Origin of the sequence: Xanthomonas sp. 1678 (assembly GCF_031455575.1) — a bacterium.
GTDB lineage: Bacteria > Pseudomonadota > Gammaproteobacteria > Xanthomonadales > Xanthomonadaceae > Xanthomonas_A.
In genome coordinates this window covers 107,834-131,795 of the sequence record NZ_JAVDSZ010000008.1, presented here as the reverse complement: position 1 = coordinate 131,795, position 23,962 = coordinate 107,834, and the positions used below count along the sequence as shown (strand labels likewise).

The following is a 23,962-nucleotide window of genomic DNA, read 5'->3' as shown; positions in this document are numbered from 1 at the left end:
TCAACTGCGCAATCCCACCCCGCGCTTCAGCAGCCACAGCGCCAGCGCGCTGAGCACCGCGACGAAGCCGAGCATCAGCGCGTACGCCACCCACACCGGCACATCGCTGCTGCCGAGCAGGCCGTAGCGGAAGGCGTTGACCATGTAGAAGATCGGGTTGGCGTGGGTGGCGGCCTCGGCCCAGCCGGGCAGCAGCTTCACCGAATAGAACACGCCGCCCAGGTAGGTCAGCGGGGTCAGGATGAAGGTCGGCACGATGGCGACGTCGTCGAACTTCTTCGCGTACACGGCGTTGATGAAGCCGGCCAGCGAGAAGATCGTGGCGCCCAGCAGGACCGTGGTCAGCGTCACCAGCGGGTGCGGGATGCGCACCGGGGTGAAGAACATGGCGATGATCAGCACCAGCACGCCGACCATCAGCCCGCGCAGCACCGCGCCGGCGACGTAGCCCCACAGGATCACCCAGTTCGGCATCGGGCTGACCAGCAGTTCCTCGACGTGGCGGCCGAACTTGGCGCCGAAGAAGCTGGAACTGATGTTGCCGTAGCTGTTCTGGATCACGCTCATCATCACCAGGCCGGGGACGATGAACTGCATGTAGCTGTAGCCGCCCATGTCGCCCACGCGCGAGCCGATCAGCCCGCCGAAGATCAGGAAGTACAGGGTCATGGTGATCGCCGGCGGCACCAGGGTCTGGCCCCAGATGCGCAGGATGCGCTTGACCTCGCGGCGCACGACGGTGCCCAGCGCGACCCAGTTGCGCTGGGTCGGCGTGGCCTCGGGGAGGAGCGGTTGCGGAGTGCTTGTGGTGTTCATCGTCGTCCAGCGAAAGAGGGGTCAGGCGGCGGGGGGCTGCTTCGGCGAATCTGCATCCGCCGGGCTCGCAGGGCGTGCGGCCGCCGCAGGCTGGCCGTCCCGGTTGTCGCCGGTGAGGCGCACGAACAGTTCCTCCAGGCGATTGCTCTTGGTGCGCATCGAACGCACGCGGATACCGGCGGCGCCGAGCGCGGCGAACACGCGGTTGAGGTCCATCGCCCGCGGCATGTCCAGGTCCAGCGTGTGCGCGTCCTGCGCCAGCAGGATGGTGCCCTCGATCGCCGGCAGCTGCGCCGGCAATGCGCCGTCGATGTCCAGCAGGAAGCCTTCCACGTCGAGCTTGGCCAGCAGCTCGCGCATCGGGCCCTGCTCGACGATGCGGCCGCGGTCGATGATCGCCAGGTTGCGGCACAGGCTCTCCGCTTCCTCCAGGTAGTGCGTGGTGAGGATGATGGTGGTGCCGGCGGCGTTGATCTCGCGCAGCACGCGCCACATGTCGCGGCGGATCTCGATGTCCACGCCGGCGGTGGGCTCGTCCAGGATCAGCAGGCGCGGCTGGGTCATCATCGCGCGGGCGATCATCAGCCGCCGCTTCATGCCGCCGGACAGGGTGCGGCTCATCACCTGCGCCTTCTCCCACAGGTGCGCACGCTTGAGCTCCACTTCGGCCTGGCGCTCGGCCTGGGCGCGCGGCATGCCGTAGAAGCCGGCGTAGTTGACCAGGATGTCGAACGGCTTCTCGAACAGGTTGAAGTTGATCTCCTGCGGGACCAGGCCGAGCAGCCGCATCGCCGCGCTGCGCTGGGTGCTCAGGTCGGTGCCGAACACCTCGACCTGGCCGGCGCTGAGGTTCACCAGCGAGCTGATGATGCCGATCAGGGTGGACTTGCCGGCGCCGTTGGGCCCGAGCAGGGCGAAGAAGTCGCCGGGCAGCACGTCCAGCGACACGCCGTGCAGCGCCTGCACGCCGTTGTCGTAGGTCTTGCGCAGTTCGCGCACGCGCAGCGCGGGCACCGGCATGGGGGAAGGGAGCGGGGAGGCGGGATTCAAGGCGGACCTTTCGCGCCCTGTCGACGGCGCTGGAGAAATGCAGCCGCTATTATAGGAGACCTCGTGGGCCCGGCCCCGGCCATAGACTGTTGCATCTTCGTGCCTGTCCAATTCCCGCTGAAACTGGTCGACCGCTACATGCTGGCCCCGGCCGTGGGCCACTACCGCTTCGTCCGCGACGACGGCCAGCCGCTGCCGTTCGTGCCCGGCCAGTTCGTGCAGGTGCATTTCCACTACGCCGACGGCACCGCGACCAAGCGCAGCTACTCGCTGGCCACCCGCCACGACCCGGCGCAGCCGGCCGACGCGACGGTCGAGATCGCGGTCAGCTTCGTCGCCGGCGGCGCGGCCACGGCGCTGTTCGAAGGCCTGGAGATCGGCGGGCAGGTCTGCGCCAGCGGCCCGTACGGCCGCTTCTGTCTGAACCACGGCGACAGCAACCGCCGCTACCTGCTGATCGCCACCGGCACCGGCGTCACCCCATACCGGTCGATGCTGCCGTTGCTGGAAGCGGCGATGGCCGAGCGCGGCGTGGAAGTGGTGCTGCTGCTGGGCGCGCGCACGCCGGCCGAGCTGCTGTACGGCGACGAGTTCCGCGCCTTCGCCGACGCGCATCCGGGGTTCCGCTTCGTGCCGTGCTTCTCGCGCGAGCTGCCGGAGGCGCCGCATGCGGACGTGCGCCATGGCTACGTGCAGCAGTTCCTGGGCGAGTTCGCGCCGCAGGCCGACGGCGACGTCGCCTACCTGTGCGGCAACCCGAACATGGTCGACGCCTGCTTCGATGCGCTGAAGGAGGCCGGCCTGCCGGTACAGCACATCCGCCGCGAGAAGTACGTCAGCAGCAAGTAGCGCCGAACGCGGCGTCGCCGGCCATGCGCCGGCGCTCGGCTGCTCGCTTCAGCCCACGCCCGGCATCGCCCCGGGCGCTGCACCGCTCGCCCGGCACGGGGCCTACCCCGGCTACGCGGCCGAGGTCAGGCGCTGCCGGGTCTCCTTCAGGTCCTTGCCCGGCGGCATGCCGAACATGCGGCCGTATTCGCGGGTGAACTGGGGAACGCTTTCGTATCCCACCGCCGAGGCCGCCCGGCCGATCGTCGCGCCTTCCGCCAACAGCAGGCGCCTGGCCTCGATCAGGCGCAGCTGTTTCTGGAACTGCAGCGGGGTCAGCGAGGTGATCGCGCGGAAGTGCACATGGAACGTCGAAAGGCTCATCCCCGCCGCGTCCGCCAGCTGCTCGACGCGCAACGGCCTGGCGAAGTCCGAGCGGATCCTGGCCACCGCGCGGCCCACCCGCCGGGCATGGCTGTCGGTGACGCCCAGCGCGCGCATCGCGCCGCCGTGCCGGCCTGACAGCAGCCAGTAGTGCAGCTCGCGCAGCAGCTGCGGGCCCAGCACGGGAACCGACATGGGGCGGTCCAGCAGGCGGATGAGCCGGTCCGCGGTATCGGCGACTTCCGTCTCGGTCGGGTCGACGCGCACCGGCGCGCCCATCGCGAAGGGGGCCGTGCCCATCTCGGCCACCAGCGAGGCGATCGTGGCCGGATCCAGCTCCACCACGCAGGCGTAGTAGGGCGCGGCGAGCGAGGCACGGGTGATCTGGCTGACCGTGGGCACTTCCGCGGTGATCAGCAGGGATTCGCCGGCACCGAAGTCGTAGCTGCTGCTGCCCATCGCGACCTGCTTCCTGCCCTGCAGCACCAGCGCCACCAGCGGCCTGCAGATGGCGTACTGCAATGGCGTCGGCCGGGTCTCGCGCAGGATCGCAAGCCCAGGCAGGGGCGTGCGCGCGACCCCGGCCGCGTCGACGTGCGCATCGGCGTAGCGACGCGCGGTTTCCAAAAGGTTCGCAGGCATGCGCAGATCCTAGCGCTTGGCCACAGTGACCACAGTCGTGTTGGATGATTGGGCAAGAAATCCGGAAGAATAGGCAGGGTTGTTTCATAAAAAATCAGATAAAGAACGAGCGGCGCGGAATGCGCCGGGCCAAGATCGGGATTAATAGGCAAAAAAAGGGCAGGATCGGGAAACCGCGCGAACGCGTCTGGGGCGATCGTTTCTCCACCCCGCAACATCCATCCCGCTGGAGACTCCCATGCCCTCGATCTCGCTCATCACCGGTGCCAACCGCGGCCTCGGCCGCAATACCGCCCTCAGCGTCGCCCGCCGTGGCGGCGATGTCCTGCTCACCTACCGCAATGGCGCCGACCAGGCCAAGGCCGTCGTCGCCGAGATCGAAGCGATGGGCCGCAAGGCGGTCGCCTTGCCGCTGGACGTGAGCGACGTGGCGTCCTTCGGCGCCTTCGCCGACGCCGTGCGCAGCGCCCTGTCCGGCACCTGGTCCCGCACCGGCTTCGACCACCTGCTCAACAATGCCGGTCATGGCGAGATGGCCATGCTCGCAGAGACGACCGAAGCCCAGTTCGACGCGCTGTTCGCGACCCACGTCAAGGGCGTGTACTTCCTGACCCAGGCGCTGCTGCCGTTGATCGCCGATGGCGGCCGCATCGTGAACTTCTCCTCCGGCCTGACCCGTGTATCGATGCCGGGCTTCTCCGCCTATGCCGCCGCCAAGGGCGCCGTCGAGATCCTGTCGGTCTACATGGCCAAGGAACTCGGTGGCCGCGGCATCGCGGTGAACACCGTGGCCCCGGGCGCGATCGAAACCGACTTCCTGGGCGGCGCCGTGCGCGACCTGCCCGATCTGAACAAGCAGTTCGCCGCCATGACCGCCCTGGGGCGCGTGGGCGTGCCCGACGATATCGGCCCCATGGTCGCCAGCCTGCTGGGCCCGGACAACCGCTGGGTCAATGCGCAACGGATCGAGGTCTCCGGCGGGCAGGCCATCTGACCTGCGGAGTCGACCTAGACGGCAGCAACTAGTCACGTCGGGCAGTGGCGCAGCTGGTGGCGGGCGAACGAACCGCTGGTACGCCAGGGATGGTTCGTCGCGCGGCGCGCAGCTCGGCACGGCGGCGCCACCGTGCCGACGATCCGGACGCGCTGCCTAGTCCGGAACGCTTATGGAGGAAAGCATTCCCAGAACCTCGTCGTAGCTGCCGTTCGCCTCGGCCTGCCGAAGAAACTTCGCGCGCTCCACGATGATCTCCTTGGGCGTGGGTTCTGCATGCAGAAGCGCCAGGGCCTCATCGAGGAATTCGTCCAGGGGCATGGCGTGCTCGTCGTTGCCCTGGCCGAACAGCTTGGTGCGCACGCCGGGAGGCGCCAGCTCGACGACCTGCACCTTGGTGCCGGCCAATTGAACACGCAGGCTCTCGGTAAACGAATGCACGGCGGCTTTGGTGGCGCTGTAGGTCATGGCTGCCGGGAACGGAACGAACGCCAGTGCGGAGCTGACGTTGATGATGACGCTGTCGTTGTTGCTGGCAAGTTGCGGCAAGAACGCATAGGTCATGCGGATGGTGCCGAGAAGGTTGATGGCGATCGCCTCTTCGGCGGCCTCCAGGGACTCCGGCTTGAAGACGTTCTCGCTCGGCATGATGCCGGCATTGTTGATGACGACATTGAGGCCGGGATAGCGTTCGGCCGCCAGGCGGCTCGCTGCCACGACGGACGCCGCGTCCGCAACGTCGAGTTCGATCGCCTCGATGCCCGGATGCTCGGCGGTGATCTGGTCCAGCAGCGCCTTCTTGCGCCCCGAGACGATGACGGTGTTGCCGGCCTGCTGCAGCCGCAGTGCCAGCCCGAGCCCGATCCCAGAGGTGGAGCCGGTGATGAGAATCGTATTGCCTGTGTTCTTCACGGATGTGTCCTGGTTGCGGAAGGGGTAGAATCAAACGGACAACGATCCGTTTCCAGACAACATTGGCGGACAGTTGTCCGTTTGTCAACGAAATCGTGAAGGGAAACAGGTGTGGAAAAGCCAAAGCGGTCTGATGCAATGCAGAATCGGGAGCGCATCCTGTCGGTCGCGCTCGCGGAATTGGTCGGTTCGGCCGATGTTCCCCTCAGCACGATCGCCAAGAAGGCGGGCGTCGGGCAGGGGACCTTCTACCGCCACTTCCCCACGCGGGAGGCGCTGGTGATTGAGGTCTATCGCCATGAAATGCTGCAGGTCACCGAGTTCGCCGAGCACTTGCTGAAGACGCTGCCCCCAGAGCGGGCGCTACGCGAGTGGATGAAGCGCCTGGCCGAGTACGCGATCACCAAAGCCGGCCTGGCTGGCGCATTGCGCGCCGTTGCGAACACGAGGGAGTGCGCGGGCAACGAGGGCTATGCTCCCGTGATCGCTGCCGCTCAGATGCTGCTCGATGCGAACGAGGAGGCTGGAACGATCCGGCCAGGAATCACCGCGGACAAGTTTTTCCTGGCGATCGCGGGTATCTGGCAGATCGACCCTGCCGAGGACTGGCAGCCACGTCTGACCTGGCTCATGGATACGGTCATGGAGGGACTGTGCGCAGGCGCGCCAAGGCGGGCGTCGGCCGGCAAGGCATAGCGGCTTCAGCGCAGCGCGCGCACAGCGCGCGCTATGACGTCTCCGCTGTTCTTCAGCTGCCTTGCTTGGGCTGCCCGAATTTCTTCGGCTTGTCGAGCAGTGAGCCGGTGTGCCGCATGAGGCAGGTGCGCACGCGGTATCTCGTTCGTTGCGCTTGGGCGCCGCATGAGCCGCCGCCCCACCACCGTCGTCTACCGGCGCACGCGGCGTGACCAGCAAGATCGCCCCAAGTCGGAGGTCGGTGTGGGGACCAGGCCGCGTCTCCACTGGCCACCCATGAGCGCGCGCCATCCTCTTGCGTAGACCTGGCGTGCACCTGCGAATATTCCCGCGCCTTCGCCTGTAAAGGACGCTTGACAGCCGCTGCGGACGCGCGCATCCTCCTGTAAAGCGTGCTTGACAGGAGGGTGCATGCGGAACGTCGTGGCGGCATTCGATCACTATCGGCTGGGGGTGGCCGGCGCTGCGGTCGGGGTACGGGCATGAACCGCTGCAAGCGCAGCGCGATCATCGTGCTGTGCGTGAGCGTGGTGATGCTCGCGGCCACGTCGTCGCTGCGGCTGTTGCGCGGCGACGATTACTTTCGCGGGCTGTGGCTCGGTCTGTGCATCGGCGGCATCTTCCTGGCGCTGATGCTGTGGTGGTCGTCGGGCAGCATGCGCGACAGCGCGGTGCCGGCGCTGGCGCGCCGCTACTACCGTGAACTGGGTCCGCCGATGCTGATCTACGTCGCGGTGATGCTGTGCTGGAGGCGCCTGCTCAGCAGCGTGGAGGCCGACTGGGCGCGGGTGTTGATCGCGCTGCTGCCGGCGCTGCTGGTGGCGCTGGTGATCCGTGCGGTGGCGCGCTTCGTGCGCGACTCCGACGAGATGCAGCGGCGCATCGAGCTGGAGTCCATTGCCATCGCCGCCGCGCTGGTCAGTGGCGGCTACATGACCGCCGGATTCCTGCAGGCGGCGGGCACGATCGCGGTGCCGGCAACGGTGGCGATGATGTGGGTGTTCCCGCTGCTGTGCGCGACCTACGGCATCGCCAAAGGCGTGAATGCGCGCCGCTACCAATGAACAGCCGCATCCGCGAGTTGCGCGAAGCCCAGGGATGGTCGCAAGGCGAACTGGGCGAGCGGCTGGGCGTGTCGCGGCAGACCATCAACGCGCTGGAAACCGGCAAGTACGATCCGAGCCTGCCGCTGGCGTTCCGTATCGCGCGGTTGTTCGCGCACAGCATCGAGCAGGTGTTCCTGTTCGACGATCCCGAGTAGTCCTTACGCCCTGCCATCGGTCACCTACGACGCCATGCTCCGGCATGGCATCCTGCACCCCATGAACTCAAGGATGCGAACCATGCCACACCCATGCAGAGCGCTTGCCGTCGTTGCGACGACCTTGCTGCTCGCCGCCTGCCAGGCCGGACAAGGACCGGCGCCACAGAATGCGGGGCGCAGCTACGGCACGTTGCGCTTCCATCCCTGCACGCTGACCAGTCCGGTCGCGGCCAACAATGTCGAAGCGCAATGCACGCGCATGCCGGTGCCGGAGAATCCGGCGGCGCCCGGCGGGCGCAAGATCGAACTCAACATTGCCTGGCTGCCGGTCGGCGGCCAGGGCAGCAGCGAGCCGGACCCGGTGTTCTTCCTCGCCGGCGGCCCGGGCCAGGCGGCGACCGACGTGGCCAGCATCGTCGACCTGGCCTTGCGCGATACCCGCAAGCGCCGCGACGTGTTCCTGATCGACCAGCGCGGCACCGGCCAATCCAATCCGCTGACCTGCCTGGGCGCGGACGGCAAGGAAATGCAGCTGGCCGACCCGACCAGTGTGCCCACCGCGGCGGAGCTGGCCGATTACGCCAGGCGTTGCGCGCAGTCGCTGCAGGGCCGCGCCGATCCGCGCTACTACACCACCACCCAGGCCATCGCCGACCTGGATGCGGTGCGCGCCGCGCTCGGCGCGGACAAGCTCAACCTGATCGGCGGCTCCTACGGCACCCGCGTGGCCCAGCAGTATGCGGCGCGCTACGCGGCGCACACCCGCAGCGTGGTGATCGACGGCGTGGCGCCGAACGATCTGGTGGTCGGCGGCGAGTTCGCCACCACCTTCGAGGACGCGATCAAGCTGCAGTCCGAGCAGTGCAAGGCCACTCCGGCCTGCGCCAAGCGCTTTCCCGCCGATACCCGCGCGCAGTTGCGCACGGTGGTGGAACGGCTGCGGCAGGCGCCGGTGGAGGTGGACTATCGCGACCCGGCCAGCGGCGAGAGCAAGCACGACCGGGTCACCGCCGACACCGTCACCAGCCTCGCGTTCTCGTTCTCGTATGCGCCGCAGACCGCCTCGCTGCTGCCGCTGGTGCTGGACGAGGCCGCGCACGAACGCTACGCGCCGCTGATGTCGCTGGCGCAGATGATGGGCAAGCAGATGGACGGGCAGATGAATCGCGGTATGCAATGGTCGGTGATCTGCGCCGAGGACGCCGACCGCTACCGCGCGCCTGCCGCCGGCGGCGATACCCTGCTCGGCCCGGAGGTGGCGCAGATGTTCTTCGCCGCCTGCCCGGTGTGGCCGACCGGCACGCGTCCGGCCGATTTCACCGCGCCGTTCAAGTCCAGCTTGCCGGTGCTGCTGACCTCCGGGGAACTGGATCCGGTGACCCCGCCGCGCTACGCCGCGCGCGTGCTGCAGGGGCTGCCCAACGGCCGCCACCTGGTGGTGCGCGGGCAGGGCCACGGCACCATGACCCTGGGCTGCATGCCCAAGCTGCTCGGCCAGTTCTTCGAGAACGCCGACGCTAAGCAACTCGATGCCACCTGCCTGGACGCGATGAGCGGCGTGCCGGCCTTCACTTCATTCAACGGATGGGAACCATGAGCCGCGCAGCGTTTCGCAGGGAGGACCGCGCATGATCGTCGCCGACAATCTGCACAAGGCGTTCAAGACCAAGACCGGCACCGTGCAGGCGGTGCAAGGGGTCAGCTTCGAAGCGGCCGACGGCCAGATCACTGGCCTGCTCGGCCCCAACGGCGCCGGCAAGACCACCACCTTGCGCATGCTGTACACGCTGATGACGCCCGACCAGGGCCAGGTGCGGGTGGACGGCATCGACGTCGGCGCCGATCCGTTGGCGGTGCGCCGCGCGCTGGGCGTGCTGCCCGACGCGCGCGGCGTGTACAAGCGGCTGACCGCGCGCGAGAACATCGCCTACTTCGGCGAACTGCACGGGCTGTCGGCGGCGCGCATCGCCGAACGCACCCGGGTGCTGGCCACGGCGCTGGACATGGACGACATTCTCGATCGCCAGACCGAGGGCTTCAGCCAGGGCCAGCGCACCAAGACCGCGATCGCGCGCGCGCTGGTCCACGACCCGCGCAACGTGATCCTCGACGAGCCGACCAACGGCCTGGACGTGATGACCACCCGCGCGATGCGCGGCTTCCTGCGCGGGCTGCGCGCCGAAGGGCGCTGCGTGATCTTCTCCAGCCACATCATGCAGGAGGTGGCGGCGCTGTGCGATCGCATCGTCATCGTCGCCAAGGGCACGGTGGTGGCGGCCGGCACCGCCGACGAACTGCGCGCCCTGACCGGCGAAGACAATCTGGAAGACGCCTTCGTCAAGGCGATCGGCAGCGACGAGGGACTGCACGCATGAGCCTGTTTCGAACCGTTTTCACCGTGATGCGCAAGGAATTGCGCGACCTCGGGCGCGACCGCCGCACCCTGGCGCTGGCCTTGCTGCTCGGCCCGCTGCTGTACCCGGCGCTGATCCTGGGCATGGGCGCGCTGGCCGAGAGCCGGGTCAGGACCCAGATCGACAAGCCGCTGGACATTCCGATGATCGGCCGCGAGCGCGCGCCGAACCTGGTCGCGTTCCTCGCCGCGCAGGGGCTCAACGCGGTCGCCCCGCCCAAGGACCTGACCGCGGCGATCCGCAGCCAGGACGTGGATCTGGCCCTGAAGATCGACGAGGACTACGCCAGCGCCTGGCGCGAAGGGCGCCCGGCGCTGGTGGAGATCATCAAGGACAGCACCCGCCGCGATGCCGACATCCCGACCGCGCGGGTGCAGGCGGCGCTGAGCGTGTACAGCCAGCAGGTCGGCGCGTTGCGGCTGTTGGCACGCGGCGTCGATGCGCAGGTTTCGCGGCCGCTGGACATCGCCACCCAGGACCTGGCCACGGCCGAGGCCAAGCGTGGTGCGCTGCTGTCGATCCTGCTGCCGGTGCTGCTGACCATCACCTCGTTCATCGGCGGCGCCTACCTGATCCTCGACGCCACCGCCGGCGAACGCGAGCGGCAATCGCTGGAGCCGCTGCTGGCCACGCCGGCGTCGCGCGGGGCCATCGTCAGCGGCAAGATCGCCGCCGCCTGCGTGGTCGGACTGGCCTCGCTGCTGCTGACCCTGCTCGCGTTCAAGCTCAGCGCGCAGTTCGCCAGCGGCATCGGCCGCCAGCTCAACGTCAGCTTCGTGGCGATGCTGCAGATGCTGTTCGTGCTGCTGCCGATGCTGTTCATCGGCACCTCGCTGCTGACCGTGCTGGCGGCGGCGGCCAAGAGCATGAAGGAGGCGCAGAGCCACATGACCTGGCTGATGCTGCTGCCGATGCTGCCCGGCTACGCGTTGATGGTGTATCCGCTGAAGACCGCGCTGTGGCAGTTCGCGGTGCCGTTCCTGGCGCAGAACCAGATGCTGCTGAAGATCATCCGTCGCGAACCGATCGACCTGCAGATCTGGGCGGTGTACCTGGCCGCAGGCTTCGGCCTGGCCGCGGTGTTGTGGCTGGCCGCGGTGCGCCGCTACCGGCAGGAACGCCTGGCGATCTCGGGCTGAGATCGCCGCGTGTCCGCGCCCGCGGCGTGCGGGAGCGCAATGCCGATCGGCTGGCCGGGGCGCATGCTGGTCCGAACCCGCGCGGCGCTGCACAAGCTGCCATCGAACGCCGCAGCGCATGCCGTGCAGGCCGGCTAGCGCGGTGCCGATTCGGCCAGCGGCAGCGCCTCGGTGAGCAGGGCCTGCAGCACGCGGCCGGGCTCTTCCACCATCGGCAGGTGCGCCGAGTGCTCGAGCCAGACCGCACGCTTGCGCGGTGCCTGCACCTGCTGCAACCAGCGCGCGGTCAACGACGACGGGGTGGTGTAGTCCTGCCGCCCGAGCAGCATGATCACCGGCACCTGCAGCGTGTGCAGCGAGGCGAAGCTGACGTCGGACAACTGCGGGAACAGCGTGGCGATGGTGAACGCGCTGCCCTGGTCCCACGCCTGGATGTCGGCCGGGGTGTATTCGGGCGACAGGCGCGGGGCGCGGAAATAGAAATCCGCATCCCGGCGTCCGGCCGCCAGGCCGCCGTAGTGGATCGACCACTTGCGTTGCGTGCTCATCTTGTCGATGTCGAACGCGCCGTCGCCGGGGTAGGGATGCAGCGCTTCCAGTTCGGCCACCGCGGCGGCGTTGCCGTCGCGGCGCGCCTGCTCCAGCACCCAGTCGTAGCCGGCGCGTTCGTTGGCGCGGAAGTCGATCACCTGGCCCATGCCGATGTAGGCGTACAGCAGGTCCGGGCGCTGCGCCGCCACCTCCAGCCCGACGATCGAGCCCCAGCTGTGGCCGAGCACGAACACCTTCGCCTTGCCGTAGCGCCGGCGCAGCTGTTCGATCAGCGCGATCGCATCGTCGCGGTAGCGCGCCGGGGTCAGGGTCGGCGCCAGCGTCTTGGGATCGTTCAGCGGATAGGAGCGCCCGGCGCCGCGCTGGTCCCACTGCACGACGGTGAAGAAATCCTCCCACGGCCGCTGGAACGACCATGCCACCGGCATCTCGACCGCGCCCGGGCCGCCATGGATGAACAGCAGCAGCGGGTTGGCCCGATCGGCGCCGCGCACGTTGACCACCTGGCGGGTGCCGCCGAGCTCGACTTCGAAGGTTTCCTGCACGCCGTCCGGGGTCACGATCCTGCCGATGTCGGCGACGATCTCGCGCGCCGGCGCATAGCGGTCCTGCGGCGGCGGCGTGCCCGCCTGGGCGGCGGCGGCGACAAGCAGGCACAACGGCAACAGGGCGCGCAGGCGCATGGCGATCTCCGATTGGCGATGGAAGGCCGATCCTAGAAGGCGGCCGCGCGCCTGTCATAGGCCACTCGGCCTACTGACCGACGTCGCCCGCGGCAGCCGTGTCCGCGCCCACAAAAAAGCCCGGATCGCGCCGGGCTTTCCTGGTGCCGCATGCGTGTCCGTCAGCCGCCCGGATTGAACGCCAGCGTCCGCCGCGTGGTGACCGGCGCGCTGACCGGTTCGAAGCGCCAGCGCTTGGTCGCGTTCAACGCTTCGCGGTCGAACACCCGCGGCGGAGTGGCGCGCAGCACGCGCGCGTTGGTGACCGAGCCGTCGGTGCCCACGGTGATCTCCACCAGCACTTCGCCGGCGGTGCCCGAGCGCAAGGCTTCCGGCGGGTAGCGCGGCGCCGGCGTGCTGATCGCGCGCAACGATTGCGTGCTGGCCGCGGCGGCCGGTGGCGTCGCGGCAGGTTGCGCGGCCGCGGCGGGCGCCGGCGTCGGCGCACTGCGCGCCGCAGCGGCCTGGCGCTCGGCCTCCTGGCGCGCCGTCTCGCGGCGCGCGGCTTCCTGTTGCGCGGCGATCTGCTGCGCGGCCTGCGCCTCGCTGGCCTGCTGCTGCGCCTGCTTCTGCTGCTCGGCCAGGAGCTTGGCCTTCTGCTCGGCGTCCTTCTTGACCTTGTCGGTCTCTTCCTGGGTGCGCTGCGCCACCGACTGCACGCCGTTGCTCACGCCCTGCTTCAGCCGCGGCAATGCCGGCGCCTGGCTGTCCATCTTCTCGATCAGCGCGACCAGCCGCTGCGCTTCCGGGAAGTCCTCGCGGTTGATGCTCTGCTCGGCGGCGATCAGCGTGTACGGCATCAGGTCGGTCAGCGCGCTCTTCACCCCGGCGTCGTCCGGCTGCTTGTCGCGCAGCGCCAGGTAGTACTCGACGGCATTGTTGCCGGCCGGCGCGTACATGCGGTTCTCGCGCAGCGCCTGGCTGGCCGACTCGTGCAGCTGCTCGGTGCCCATCGACTGCACCTTGGCCGAGACCGGCGGCGCGGCCGGCGCCACCGCGGCGGGTGCGGCCGGCGCCACCGCGGCGGGTGCGGCCGCCGGCGCGGCGGTCGGGGTGGTCTCTTCCTGCTTGGAACAGGCCGCCGCCAGTGCGGCAAGCAGCAGGACCGGCGCCACGCGGCGCGCCTTTGCGAATGTCGTTACATGCAACATGCTTCCCCCTAGTCCCCGGTGATGGCAATGAATACGCAGCGATGGTGCTTCCCGCGCGGCCGGACCGGCTCCCCCCGTCCCTGCCAGTGCACCCATCCTCCAATCTAGCATCCACGTCCGCCGCGTGCTTGACGGCCCCGTGCCGGCGGCCGGACCGGCGTGCGTCAGTGCGCCGGTTTCGCCGGCGCCGACATCAGCCGGTCGGTCCAGGCGATGCCGATCGCCGACAGGATGAAGATGCCGTGGATGATGGTCTGCCACAGCACGCCGGTCGCGGTCAGCGTGGCGCAGGTCTTCAGGCCCACGGTGGCGGTGGCGGCGCTGGCCAGCTGCTCCGGCGAGCACATCGGCATGCCGTCGAGCGCGCCGACCGCGATGAAGGTCTTGAGCAGGTGGATCGAGGAAATGCCGATGATCGACAGTGCCAGCTTCACCTTCAGCACACTGGCGTTGACGTGGCTCAGCCACTCCGGCTGGTCCGGATGGCCCTCCAGGCCCAGTCGCGAGACGAAGGTCTCGTAGCCGCCGACGATCACCATCACCAGCAGGTTGGAGATCATCACCACGTCGATCAGGCCGAGCACGATCAGCATGATCTGCTGCTCGCCCAGGCTCGGCGCCTCGTGGATCAGGTGCCACAGCTCCTTGCCGAACAGGAACACGTACACGCCCTGGGCGACGATCAGGCCCAGGTACAGCGGCAGCTGCAGCCAGCGCGAGGCGAAGATTAGGCTGGACAGCGGATTGAGACGGCGAGGCGGGCTCATGGCGTGATACCGGATGCTGCGTTGCAGGAAGGGCGCAGGGTACCGGCCCGCCGGGATGCTGCCAAGCGCAGGGCGCGGCTACACTGGGCGCCCCCGTTCCCGGACCGCCGCCATGATCGATCTGTACTACTGGCCCACGCCCAACGGCCACAAGGTCGCCCTGTTGCTCGAGGAAGCCGGGCTGGACTACACCGTCAAGCCGGTCAACATCGGCGCCGGCGACCAGTTCAAGCCGGAGTTCCTGGCGATCTCGCCGAACAACAAGATGCCGGCCATCGTCGACCATGCGCCGGCCGACGGCGGTGCGCCGCAGAGCGTGTTCGAGTCCGGCGCGATCCTGCTGTACCTGGCCGAGAAGACCGGGCGTTTCCTGCCGACCGATCCGCGCGGGCGCATCGTCGCGCTGGAATGGCTGTTCTGGCAGATGGCCGGGCTCGGCCCGATGAGCGGGCAGATGGGCCATTTCAGCGTCTATGCGCCGGAGAAGATCGGCTATGCCATCGACCGCTACAGCAACGAAGTGCGGCGCCTGCACGGCGTGCTCGACAAGCGCCTGGCGCGCAGCGAATACCTGGCCGGCGCCGACTACGGCATCGCCGACATGGCCAGCTATCCGTGGATCGAGGTGTACAACGGGCTCAAGCCCGACTACGCCGCGTTCCCGCACCTCAAGCGCTGGCACGACGCGATCGGCGCGCGCCCGGCCACGCAGCGCGCCTACGCGCTGAAGGACCAGGTCAATCCGGACGCCGGCAAGCCGCTCAGCGATGAAGAGCGCAAGCAGCTGTTCGGGCAGCGCTGAGCCGGCCCGCGTCACGTCTCTCCACCCCCGGGCGCGCGCGCATCCTCCTGCGCCCGGTGCTCCGCCAGGAACCTTCATGCGCTCTCTGTTCGCCGCTCTCGCCCTCATGCTCGCCACTCCCCTCGTTCCCGCGCACGCCGAAAAACTGACCCTGGAGGCCATCACCGGCAGCAAGCCGTTGTCCGGCCCTACCTTGATGAAGCCGAAGGTCGCGCCCGACGGCTCGCGGGTGACCTTCCTGCGCGGCAAGGACAGCGACCGCAACCAGCTGGACCTGTGGGAATACGACATCGCCAGCGGCCAGACCCGGCTGCTGGTGGATTCGAAGGTGGTGCTGCCCGGCACCGAGACGCTGAGCGACGAGGAGAAGGCGCGGCGCGAACGCCAGCGCATTTCCGCCTATTCGGGCATCGTCGACTATCAGTGGGCGCCGGATGCGCAGGCGTTGCTGTTCCCGCTCGGCGGCGAGCTGTACCTGTACGACCTGCGCAAGAGCGGCCGCGCCGCGGTGCGCAAGCTGACCGACGGCGAGGGCTTCGCCACCGACCCGAAGATCTCGCCGAAGGGCGGTTACCTGAGCTTCGTGCGCGCGCGCAACCTGTGGGTGATCGAGCTGGCCAGCGGCCAGCAGCATCAGCTGACCCGCGACGGCAGCGACACCATCGGCAACGGCGTGGCCGAGTTCGTCGCCGACGAGGAGATGGACCGCCACACCGGCTACTGGTGGGCGCCGGACGATTCGGCGATCGCCTTCGCCCGCATCGACGAGTCCGGCGTGCCGGTGCAGAAGCGCCCGGAGGTCTACGCCGACCACACCGAGGTGATCGACCAGCGCTATCCGCAGGCCGGGCAGCCCAACGTCAGGATCCAGCTGGGCACGATCGCGCCGCGCGCCGACGCGCAACCGCAGTGGATCGACCTGGGCAAGAATCCGGACATCTACCTGGCGCGGGTGGACTGGCGCGATGCGCAGCGGCTGACCTTTCAGCGCCAGTCGCGCGACCAGAAGCGGCTCGAACTGGTCGAAGCGACGCTGGCCGGCGGCAAGCAGCGCGTGCTGGTCACCGAAACCAGCAAGACCTGGGTGCCGCTCAACAACGACCTGCATTTCCTCAAGGACGGCCGCTTCGTCTGGGGTTCGGAGCGCAGCGGCTACGAGCACCTGTACCTGGCCTCGGAAGACGGCCGCAAGCTGCTCCCGCTGACCCACGGCGACTGGATCGTCGACGAACTGCTGGCGGTGGACGAGGGCGCCGGCAAGGTCTACTTCTCCGCGACCAAGGAGTCGCCGACCCAGACCCACATCTACGCGGTGCCGCTGTCCGGCGGCGCGATCGAGAGGCTGTCCAAGCCCAACGGCACGCATGCGGCCAGCTTCGCCAAGAACGCCAGCGTCTACGTCGACAGCTGGTCCAACACCGCCACCCCGCCGCAGATCGAGCTGTTCCGCGCCAATGGCGAAAAGATCGCCACGCTGCTGGCCAACGACCTGGCCGATCCGCAGCATCCCTACGCGAAATACCGCGATGCGCAGCGCCCGGTGGAATTCGGCAGCCTGACCGCGGCCGACGGCAAGACGCCGCTGCACTACCGGCTGACCAAGCCCGCCGGGTTCGACCCGGGCAAGCGCTATCCGGTGGTGGTCTACGTCTACGGCGGCCCGGCCGCGCAGACCGTGGTCGATGGCTGGCCCAACCGCGGCGATGCGCTGTTCGACCAGTACCTGGCCCAGCACGGCTACGTCGTGTTCTCGGTCGACAACCGCGGCACCCCGCGCCGCGGCCGCGACTTCGGCGGCGCGCTGTACCAGCGCCAGGGCACGGTGGAAGTGGACGACCAGCTGCGCGGCGTCGCCTGGCTGAAGGCGCAGCCGTGGGTGGATGGCGCGCGCATCGGCGTGTACGGCTGGTCCAACGGCGGCTACATGACCCTGATGCTGCTGGCCAAGCACAGCGAGGCCTATGCCTGCGGCGTGGCCGGCGCACCGGTCACCGACTGGGGCCTGTACGACAGCCACTACACCGAGCGCTACATGAACCTGCCCGCGGCCAATCCCGTCGGCTACCGCGACGGCCGCGTGGCCGCGCACCTGGACGGCCTGAACTCGCCTCTGCTGCTGGTCCACGGCATGGCCGACGACAACGTGCTGTTCACCAACTCCACCTCGCTGATGAGCGAGCTGCAGAAGCGCGGCAAGCTGTTCGAACTGATGACCTATCCTGGGGCCAAGCACAGCCTGTCCGGCAGCAATGCGCTGCACCGCTACCGCACCACCGAAGCGTTCCTGGCGCGTTGCCTGAAGCCCTGATCGCACACCTCACGTCGCCTCTCTCCGAAAAGGAATTCCCCGCATGTCCACGCCTCCGCCGCTTCCCGAGACGTCCTCCGCGCCGCCACCGCCACCGTCGCAGCCGCAGCCGCAGCCGCAGCAGCTACCGGCCAAGCGCGGTTGGTGGGCGCGGCACTGGAAATGGGCGGTGCCCTTGCTGGCGTTGCTGCTCGGCGCGATGCTGCTGGGCTCGATCGCCATGTTCGTGGCCGGCATCGCGAGCGTCACCAAATCGTCCGAGCCCTACCAGGTCGGCCTGAAGGCGGCGCAGCACGATCCGCGGGTGATCGAGGCGTTGGGCGCGCCGGTCGAGGACGGCATCATGCCCAGCGGCAGCATTTCCACCAGCAACGGCACCGGCAGCGCCAACTTCAGCGTCTCGCTGCACGGCGCACGCGGCAACGGCACTCTGTACATCGAGGCCGAGCGCCATGCCGGCGAATGGCACTACACCACGCTGCAGGTGCTGCCCGATGCCGGCGAAGCCATTCCGCTGCTCGACGAGTCGGACATGGACGAGCCCGGCGAGACCGACGTCGAGTCCGACCCGGAGATGGACGCCGCCGACGAAACGCAGGCCGAGGCCGACCCGGTTGTCCCGGCGGACGCCGACAGCACGCAGTAGGCATGCGGGGCATGCACCGCTAATTGCCGGCAGTCTGGCTGATGGCGGTGGTGTATTGCACGGTGTCGCCCACTTCGGTGCGTGCAGCGGCAGGCGCCGCGAAGTCGCCTGCCGAAGCGGTTGGACAATAGCGCTAGGTACCAGCACGAACCTTGGCGCATTGCTGCGTCGCAGTAGCGCAAGCGGCGCATCGAACCGCGGCGCTGCGGTGCTCATCGACCAGGCCGCCCAGTTCGGGAGCGGAGTCGGCCACCGAGCTGGCGCCGGTCTCGATGTCCTGGAACGGCGCCCGCCGCGTCCGTTTGCGAGTGCCTCGTCCCGGATCGGCACCGCCATGACCTACGGCAGGTTGCTGGCCGAGCGTGCGCCGCGTACGGTCGCCGCATCGTCCCGTTGGAGAAGCACCCGATGAAGCCACTCGTCCTCGCCATCGCGCTGGCCCTGGCCGCGCCGCTGCCCGCGCTGGCGCAGACCGCCCCGGCAAAGGCCCAGGCCGCCAGCCCGGCATGGGTGACGCGCAGCAACGACTTCGCGCAGATCCTGCTGCAGGCGCAGGCGCCGTTCCAGCCGGAGGAAGTGAGCTTCTTCGGCGTGCCCGGCTACGACGACAAGGTCGCCGACCTCGGTCCGGACAACGCCCGCCGCTATCGCGACGCGATCGCCCAGGCCCGGCGCGCGCTGCAGGAGAAACTGGAGCTGGAGCGCGATCCCAACGTGCGCCAGGACCTGGCGATCATGCTCCACGCCGCCGACCAGGCCATCGAGGGCAGCGCGTTGAACGAGCGGCTGCTGCTGCCATGGAACGATGCGCCGCAGATGGTGTTCGGCGGGATCAACAACCTGCTGTCCGAGCAGGTGCCGGCGGCGCGCCGGGCCAAGGCCCTGGACCGGCTGCAGCGCTACGTCGGCCTGCTGCCCGGCAGTACCTCCTCGCTGCTGCTGGCGCGCCAGCGCTACGAGGAAAAGCGCGCCGACGGCGCGCTGTTGCCGCCGACCCGGCGCGAGGTCGAGCAGGCGCTGAGCAACGTGGACACCTACGCCAAGGGCATCCGCGAATTGTTCGCGAACTACAAGATCGCCGGTGCCGAACCGGCGCTCGCGGCGATGGACAAACAGTTCAAGGACTACGCCGCGTGGACGCGCAAGGTGGTGCTGCCGAAGGCCCGCGAGGACGCGCGCCTGCCGCCGGAGCTGTATGCCTTCCAGCTCAAGCAGGTCGGCATCGACATCGCGCCGCAGCTGCTGATGCAGCGCGCGCAGCTGGAATTCATGGAGACCCGCGCGGCGATGCAGCAGTTGGCGCCGCTGGTGGCCAAGGCCAAGGGCCTGAAGGTCGACGATGCCAGCGACTACCGCGCGGTGATTCGCGCGCTCAAGCGCGACACCATCGCCAACGACGAGCTGGAGACCCACTACCGCGGCGTCATCGAAAAGATCGACCCGATCATCCGCCAGCAGCGCATCGTCGACGTGCCACAGCGGCCGATGCAGATGCGGCTGGGTTCGGCCGCCGAGAGCGCGGCGCAGCCGGCGCCGCATTTCCGCCCGGCGCCGCTGGTCGGCAACACCGGCGAGCAGGGCACCTTCGTGCTACCGCTGGGCAATCCGGATAGCGCCGGCAAGGGCGAGCACTACGACGACTTCAACTTCGGCTCGGCGGCGTGGACGCTGAGCGCGCACGAAGGCCGGCCCGGCCACGAACTGCAGTTCACCGCGATGGTCGAGCGCGGCGTGTCGCTGGCGCGCAGCATGTTCGCGTTCAATTCGGTCAACGTCGAAGGTTGGGCGCTGTACGCCGAGGCCGAACTGGTGCCGTACGAACCGCTGGACGGCCAGCTGATCGCCCTGCAGTTCCGCCTGCTGCGCGCCGCCCGCGCGATGCTCGATCCGATGCTCAACCTGGGCCTGATCGACCGCGAGCGCGCGCGCCTGGTGCTGGAGAACGACGTCGGCCTGTCGCCGGCGATGGCGCGGCAGGAACTGGACCGCTACATGATGCGCGCGCCCGGCCAGGCCGGCAGCTACTTCTACGGCTACAGCCGCATCATGGAACTGCGCATGCGCACCGAACTGGCGCTGGGCGCGAAGTTCGACCGGCTCAAGTTCAACAACTTCCTGCTCGACCAGGGCTTGCTGCCGCCGGACCAACTGGCGACGGCGGTGGACGAGGTGTTCGTGCCGGCGCAGCGGAAGTGATCACGTGATCAGGGCGTGCCGCTGCGGCGACCGCAGCGGCACGCATGATGCAAGCGGATCAGTGATCGTACGGGGTGCTTTCCGGGCGCCCGTTCCCCATCCAGTCGCTCGCCTTGCCGCCGCCAATGGGGCAGATGCGCATGTACTCGCCGACGGCGTCGACGGCAGTCTGTGTCCATACTTGGAAACACACATTGCCAACGCAGCACGGGCCGGTCGAGGTTGGCCAGGGGCAATACCCAGGCACAGCCATCCATATCCCAGCCCTTGGAGTGACAGGAATCCAGTTCTTGTCCCTGCCCTTGCAGCCCTGCGTGCAGAACACGAACGGGTCGTTGTCCCGGCACGACAGCTCTTCGTATACAGGGACTGCGCTGGCAACGCCCTGCAGCCCGAAGAATGCGACCAATATCCATATCCAGCGCTTCATAACGAGTCCTTCTGTCAAAGACGGTCCAATCCGGGCGCTCAGACTAATGACGTGGCATTACCCTTGCGGGTCCGCCGCCAAGGCAGACCCGGTCCCTCAACTCCCCGGAGTCGGAATACTATAACCCGGCCAATGGCTTGCAAGGTCCCGGTGGCCACCGTTGGTCGTTTGGTGCCCGCTGGCTCGGCCAGAGCGCGATCAGGCCGCTCGCCGGCCTTGCCGGAGGGTGGTCGGTTTCCGGCATTGCCGACCGTGGTGGGGCCAGGCCGTAGCGACGCCGTGCCGGCGTCTGCCTGCCGGGGCGATCAGTGTTCCTGCGGGGGCAATGGCTGCTGCGGCGGCGCAGCCGGCACCTGCGCGCCCGGCGGCACCCAAATCGCCATGCCGGCGGCGCGCTTCTGGGTGGTCGGGATGCCGATGCCCAGGCCGCCACCGACGTGGCCGCCGTAGCTGCCGGCGCCGACCGACATGCCGCCGCCCGAGCGTTGCGAGGCCACGCCCATCAGCACCACGCCGTTGGCGCCGAGCTTGGCCGCTTCGCGCTTGAGCCGCGCCATGGCGGCGTCGGTCTGGCCCTGGGTGCCGAACCCGGCCGCGCTGGAGGATTCGAGCTGGGCGATGTCGACCGCGCCGACGGGCGGGGTCGAATAGATCTGGACCAGGGCCGGGTCGATCGGCGGACGCGGCGCGCCGACCATCACCTTGGAGGAACTGGCGCAGCCGGCCAGCGCGAACAGCAGCGCCAGCGGCAACAGCGGTCGGACGTTCATGGCATTACCCCCGCGGATCGGATACGAGGCGATGATAGGCGGGATCGGTGAACCGCGACGTACCCGCCATCGCCATGCCCACCGTGGCACGCCCGCCGTGAGCCCCATGCCAAGAGTTGGCTTGCGCCGGCAGGGGCGCGCGCTATGGTGCGCACTGGCATTCAGCGAAGGGCGACGGCATGGGCTTGATCAGTCTGTTGTGGGGCATCGTGGCGTTGCTGTGGATGATCCTGGCCTTCATCCCGCTGCTGGGGTGGGGCAACTGGTTCGTGATCCCGTTCGCCGCGGTCGGGGCGATCATCGCCGCGATCGGCCTGCTGTTCACCTCGGCGCCGAAGCGCGGCCGCGCCAAGACCGGGCTGATCCTCAACGGCCTGGTGATCGTGGTCGGGGTGATCCGCTTGAGCCTGGGCGGCGGGGTCATCTGAGCCAACCGGCGTGCCGGCACGCGTGCTGCCGCCGCGCGTTTTCGCATGTCCTTGACCGTGTCCTGACAGGCACCGTACCGGCGCCGTGCTCTGCTCGCCACGACCCAGTCTTGAGCAGGAGCGGAGCATGGCGCGCAACGGGGCGGACATCCTGATCGACACGCTGATCGGCTTCGGCGTGGACACGATCTTCGGCATGCCGGGCGACGGCATCAATGCACTGATGGAAGCGATCCGGGTGCGCGCGCCGCGGGTGCGTTTCGTGCAGATGCGCCATGAGGAATCGGCGGCCTTCGCGGCCACCGCCCATGCCAAGGTCAGCGGCAGGCTGGGCTGCTGCCTGGCCACCACCGGCCCGGGCGGGATACACCTGCTGAACGGACTCTACGACGCCAAGCTCGACCGCGCGCCGGTGATCGCGATCACCGGGTCGCCGTACCACGACCTGGCCGACACCTTCACCCAGCAGGACGTGGACCACAGCAAGCTGTTCATGGACGTGGCGGCGTACTCGGCTCGGGTGATGGGCGCCGGGCAGGTCGAGAATGTGGCCAGCCTGGCCTGCCGGCATGCGCTGGCGCTGCGCGGCGTCGCCCACCTGGCGATGCCGATCGACGTGCAGGACGAGCCGGAATCGGCCGACATCGCCTCCAGCCGCAACCTGCCGCACCATGCCTCGTTGCTGCCGGCGGCCGGCCACGGCTGCGCAGATGCAGACGCCATCGCGCGCGCCGCGGCGCTGTTGAACGCGGCGCAACGGGTGACCATCCTCGCCGGGCAAGGCGCGCTGGGCGCGGTCGAGGCGTTGACCGAGACCGCCGAGCTGCTCGGCGCGCCGATCGTCAAGGCGCTGCTCGGCAAGGGCCTGCTGGCCGACGACCATCCGCTCACCACCGGCGGCATCGGCCTGCTCGGCACCCGTCCCAGCCAGGAGGCGATGGAGGGCTGCGATGCGCTGCTGATCGTCGGCTCGACCTTTCCCTACATCGAGTACTACCCCAAGCCCGGCCAGGCGCGCGGCGTGCAACTGGATTGCGACGCGACCCGCATCGGCCTGCGCTTCCCGGCCGAGGTGGGCCTGGTCGGCGATGCGCGCAGCACCCTGCAGGCGCTCAACGCGCACCTGCGGCGCAAGCAGGACCGCCGCTTCCTGCAGCAGGCGCAGGACGGCGCGCGGCAATGGCGGGCCCTGTTGCGCAGCAGCGTCGAACGCCAGGCGATCCCGATGCCGCCGGGCCGGATCGTGCGCGAGATGGGCGACCGCCTGGACGAGGACGCCATCGTGGTGTGGGATTGCGGCCACAACACCGGGCTGATGGCGCGCTACGTGCAGGCGAAGGCGCGCCAGACCTACATCGGTTCCGGGCTGCTGGCGTCGATGGCCTGCGCCGTGCCCTACGCGATCGCCGCGGCGCTGGCGCATCCGGGCCGGCAGGTGGTCGCCTTCACCGGCGATGGCGGCCTGAGCATGCTCATGGGCGAACTGGTCACCATCGTCCGCTACCGCCTGCCGATCAAGCTGGTGGTGATCAAGAACAACACGCTGGGCCAGATCAAATGGGAGCAGATGATGTTCCTGGGCAATCCGGAGACGGAGTGCGACCTCACCCCGATCGACTTCGCGCTGGTGGCGCAGGCCTGCGGCATCGCCAGCTGGCGGGTCGAGGATCCGGCGCAGTGCGCCGAGGTGGTGCAGGCGGCGCTGGCCGCGCCCGGGCCCGCGTTGATCGAGGCATCCGTGGATCCCAACGAGCCGCTGCTGCCACCCAAGCGCGTGGAGCAGTACGTCCAGCACCTGCAGCAGGCCTTGCAGCGGGGCACGCCGGGCGCGCAGGAACTGCGCGAAGCGCTGGCGCGCGAGCCGGCGCTCACGATGCTGCAGGACTGAGCGGCGCGACTGACGGGCTACCTGGCGGATCCGGCATCGATTCGAAGCACCTGCGCCGATTCCACCGCGCCGAGATGCCGAGATGCGGCGTGTGTTGCCGCGCCATGCCGCCTGTGCGGCTTCGCGGCCGCGCCGACCTAGTGCTGTGCTGCGATGCCGGCAA

General features: G+C 69.0%; 22 protein-coding genes. 14 read left to right on the top strand and 8 right to left on the bottom strand.

Annotated features, from left to right (window positions below):
• Together J2Y70_RS15200 and J2Y70_RS15195 are read right to left on the bottom strand one after the other, a co-directional pair.
• Positions 1 to 816: an ABC transporter permease gene (locus J2Y70_RS15200; protein WP_309919240.1), complete on the bottom strand. Its 816-nt coding sequence runs from the start codon at positions 814 to 816 to the stop codon at positions 1 to 3.
• Between the two features lie 21 nt (positions 817 to 837).
• Positions 838 to 1,836, bottom strand: a complete 999-nt coding sequence (locus tag J2Y70_RS15195; protein ID WP_309919237.1) for an ABC transporter ATP-binding protein — start codon at positions 1,834 to 1,836, stop codon at positions 838 to 840.
• A 168-nt stretch (positions 1,837 to 2,004) separates the two neighbouring features.
• On the opposite strand from J2Y70_RS15195, the gene J2Y70_RS15190 reads away from it, so the two are divergent.
• Positions 2,005 to 2,715 carry an FAD-binding oxidoreductase gene (locus J2Y70_RS15190; RefSeq protein ID WP_263398555.1) on the top strand — a complete coding sequence of 237 codons (711 nt, stop codon included), beginning with the start codon at positions 2,005 to 2,007 and terminating at the stop codon, positions 2,713 to 2,715.
• Positions 2,716 to 2,826: 111 nt separating this feature from the next.
• On the opposite strand, the gene J2Y70_RS15185 is transcribed toward J2Y70_RS15190, so the two are convergent.
• Positions 2,827 to 3,720 carry an AraC family transcriptional regulator gene (locus J2Y70_RS15185; protein ID WP_309919234.1) on the bottom strand — a complete coding sequence of 298 codons (894 nt, stop codon included), beginning with the start codon at positions 3,718 to 3,720 and terminating at the stop codon, positions 2,827 to 2,829.
• A 238-nt stretch (positions 3,721 to 3,958) separates the two neighbouring features.
• Between J2Y70_RS15185 and J2Y70_RS15180 the strand changes: the two genes are divergently transcribed.
• Positions 3,959 to 4,714 (top strand): SDR family oxidoreductase, encoded by a 756-nt coding sequence (locus J2Y70_RS15180; protein WP_309919231.1) that lies wholly within the window; start codon positions 3,959 to 3,961, stop codon positions 4,712 to 4,714.
• A gap of 156 nt (positions 4,715 to 4,870) precedes the next feature.
• Here J2Y70_RS15180 and J2Y70_RS15175 read toward each other — a convergent pair whose 3' ends face one another.
• Positions 4,871 to 5,626, bottom strand: coding sequence for an SDR family NAD(P)-dependent oxidoreductase (locus J2Y70_RS15175; RefSeq protein ID WP_309919228.1), 756 nt, complete (start codon positions 5,624 to 5,626; stop codon positions 4,871 to 4,873).
• A gap of 111 nt (positions 5,627 to 5,737) precedes the next feature.
• Here J2Y70_RS15175 and J2Y70_RS15170 point away from each other — a divergent pair, with 111 nt between their 5' ends.
• From J2Y70_RS15170 to J2Y70_RS15145, 6 genes are all read left to right on the top strand, one after another.
• Entirely contained in the window at positions 5,738 to 6,322 is a 585-nt protein-coding gene (locus tag J2Y70_RS15170; RefSeq protein WP_309919225.1) for a TetR/AcrR family transcriptional regulator, read from the top strand.
• A gap of 482 nt (positions 6,323 to 6,804) precedes the next feature.
• A complete protein-coding gene (locus J2Y70_RS15165; RefSeq protein WP_309919222.1) occupies positions 6,805 to 7,386 on the top strand; it encodes a hypothetical protein in 582 nt (193 codons plus the stop codon).
• The gene (locus J2Y70_RS15160) at positions 7,383 to 7,583 is read left to right on the top strand and encodes a helix-turn-helix transcriptional regulator (protein WP_263396147.1); all 201 of its coding nucleotides are present in this window, start codon (positions 7,383 to 7,385) and stop codon (positions 7,581 to 7,583) included. The genes J2Y70_RS15165 and J2Y70_RS15160 overlap by 4 nt, the downstream gene beginning before the upstream one ends.
• 82 nt (positions 7,584 to 7,665) lie before the next feature.
• A complete protein-coding gene (locus J2Y70_RS15155) occupies positions 7,666 to 9,183 on the top strand; it encodes an alpha/beta hydrolase (protein ID WP_309919217.1) in 1,518 nt (505 codons plus the stop codon).
• A 31-nt stretch (positions 9,184 to 9,214) separates the two neighbouring features.
• Entirely contained in the window at positions 9,215 to 9,961 is a 747-nt protein-coding gene (locus tag J2Y70_RS15150) for an ATP-binding cassette domain-containing protein (protein WP_263396145.1), read from the top strand.
• A complete protein-coding gene (locus J2Y70_RS15145) occupies positions 9,958 to 11,139 on the top strand; it encodes an ABC transporter permease (RefSeq protein ID WP_309919210.1) in 1,182 nt (393 codons plus the stop codon). The genes J2Y70_RS15150 and J2Y70_RS15145 overlap by 4 nt, the downstream gene beginning before the upstream one ends.
• Positions 11,140 to 11,273: 134 nt before the next feature.
• On the opposite strand, the gene J2Y70_RS15140 is transcribed toward J2Y70_RS15145, so the two are convergent.
• The 3 genes from J2Y70_RS15140 to J2Y70_RS15130 all read right to left on the bottom strand — a co-directional run bounded on the left by J2Y70_RS15140 (position 11,274) and on the right by J2Y70_RS15130 (position 14,331).
• Positions 11,274 to 12,374, bottom strand: a complete 1,101-nt coding sequence (locus tag J2Y70_RS15140; protein WP_309919207.1) for an alpha/beta hydrolase — start codon at positions 12,372 to 12,374, stop codon at positions 11,274 to 11,276.
• Positions 12,375 to 12,535: 161 nt separating this feature from the next.
• Entirely contained in the window at positions 12,536 to 13,564 is a 1,029-nt protein-coding gene (locus J2Y70_RS15135; RefSeq protein ID WP_309919204.1) for an energy transducer TonB, read from the bottom strand.
• A 164-nt stretch (positions 13,565 to 13,728) separates the two neighbouring features.
• Positions 13,729 to 14,331 carry a TIGR00645 family protein gene (locus tag J2Y70_RS15130; RefSeq protein ID WP_309919201.1) on the bottom strand — a complete coding sequence of 201 codons (603 nt, stop codon included), beginning with the start codon at positions 14,329 to 14,331 and terminating at the stop codon, positions 13,729 to 13,731.
• A 112-nt stretch (positions 14,332 to 14,443) separates the two neighbouring features.
• On the opposite strand from J2Y70_RS15130, the gene J2Y70_RS15125 reads away from it, so the two are divergent.
• The 4 genes from J2Y70_RS15125 to J2Y70_RS15110 all read left to right on the top strand — a co-directional run bounded on the left by J2Y70_RS15125 (position 14,444) and on the right by J2Y70_RS15110 (position 20,283).
• Positions 14,444 to 15,133 (top strand): glutathione S-transferase N-terminal domain-containing protein, encoded by a 690-nt coding sequence (locus tag J2Y70_RS15125; RefSeq protein ID WP_309919196.1) that lies wholly within the window; start codon positions 14,444 to 14,446, stop codon positions 15,131 to 15,133.
• 76 nt (positions 15,134 to 15,209) lie between these two features.
• Positions 15,210 to 17,441 (top strand): S9 family peptidase, encoded by a 2,232-nt coding sequence (locus J2Y70_RS15120; protein WP_309919193.1) that lies wholly within the window; start codon positions 15,210 to 15,212, stop codon positions 17,439 to 17,441.
• A gap of 43 nt (positions 17,442 to 17,484) precedes the next feature.
• The gene (locus J2Y70_RS15115; RefSeq protein WP_309919190.1) at positions 17,485 to 18,087 is read left to right on the top strand and encodes a cytochrome c oxidase assembly factor 1 family protein; all 603 of its coding nucleotides are present in this window, start codon (positions 17,485 to 17,487) and stop codon (positions 18,085 to 18,087) included.
• Positions 18,088 to 18,495: 408 nt separating this feature from the next.
• Positions 18,496 to 20,283 (top strand): DUF885 domain-containing protein, encoded by a 1,788-nt coding sequence (locus tag J2Y70_RS15110; RefSeq protein WP_309919187.1) that lies wholly within the window; start codon positions 18,496 to 18,498, stop codon positions 20,281 to 20,283.
• Positions 20,284 to 21,018: 735 nt separating this feature from the next.
• On the opposite strand, the gene J2Y70_RS15105 is transcribed toward J2Y70_RS15110, so the two are convergent.
• Positions 21,019 to 21,483 (bottom strand): hypothetical protein, encoded by a 465-nt coding sequence (locus J2Y70_RS15105; RefSeq protein WP_263396135.1) that lies wholly within the window; start codon positions 21,481 to 21,483, stop codon positions 21,019 to 21,021.
• 179 nt (positions 21,484 to 21,662) lie between these two features.
• Between J2Y70_RS15105 and J2Y70_RS15100 the strand changes: the two genes are divergently transcribed.
• Both J2Y70_RS15100 and J2Y70_RS15095 read left to right on the top strand, forming a co-directional pair.
• Entirely contained in the window at positions 21,663 to 21,911 is a 249-nt protein-coding gene (locus tag J2Y70_RS15100) for a hypothetical protein (protein ID WP_263111980.1), read from the top strand.
• A gap of 127 nt (positions 21,912 to 22,038) precedes the next feature.
• Positions 22,039 to 23,799: a thiamine pyrophosphate-dependent enzyme gene (locus J2Y70_RS15095; protein ID WP_309919181.1), complete on the top strand. Its 1,761-nt coding sequence runs from the start codon at positions 22,039 to 22,041 to the stop codon at positions 23,797 to 23,799.
• The last annotated feature ends 163 nt before the right edge of the window (positions 23,800 to 23,962 follow it).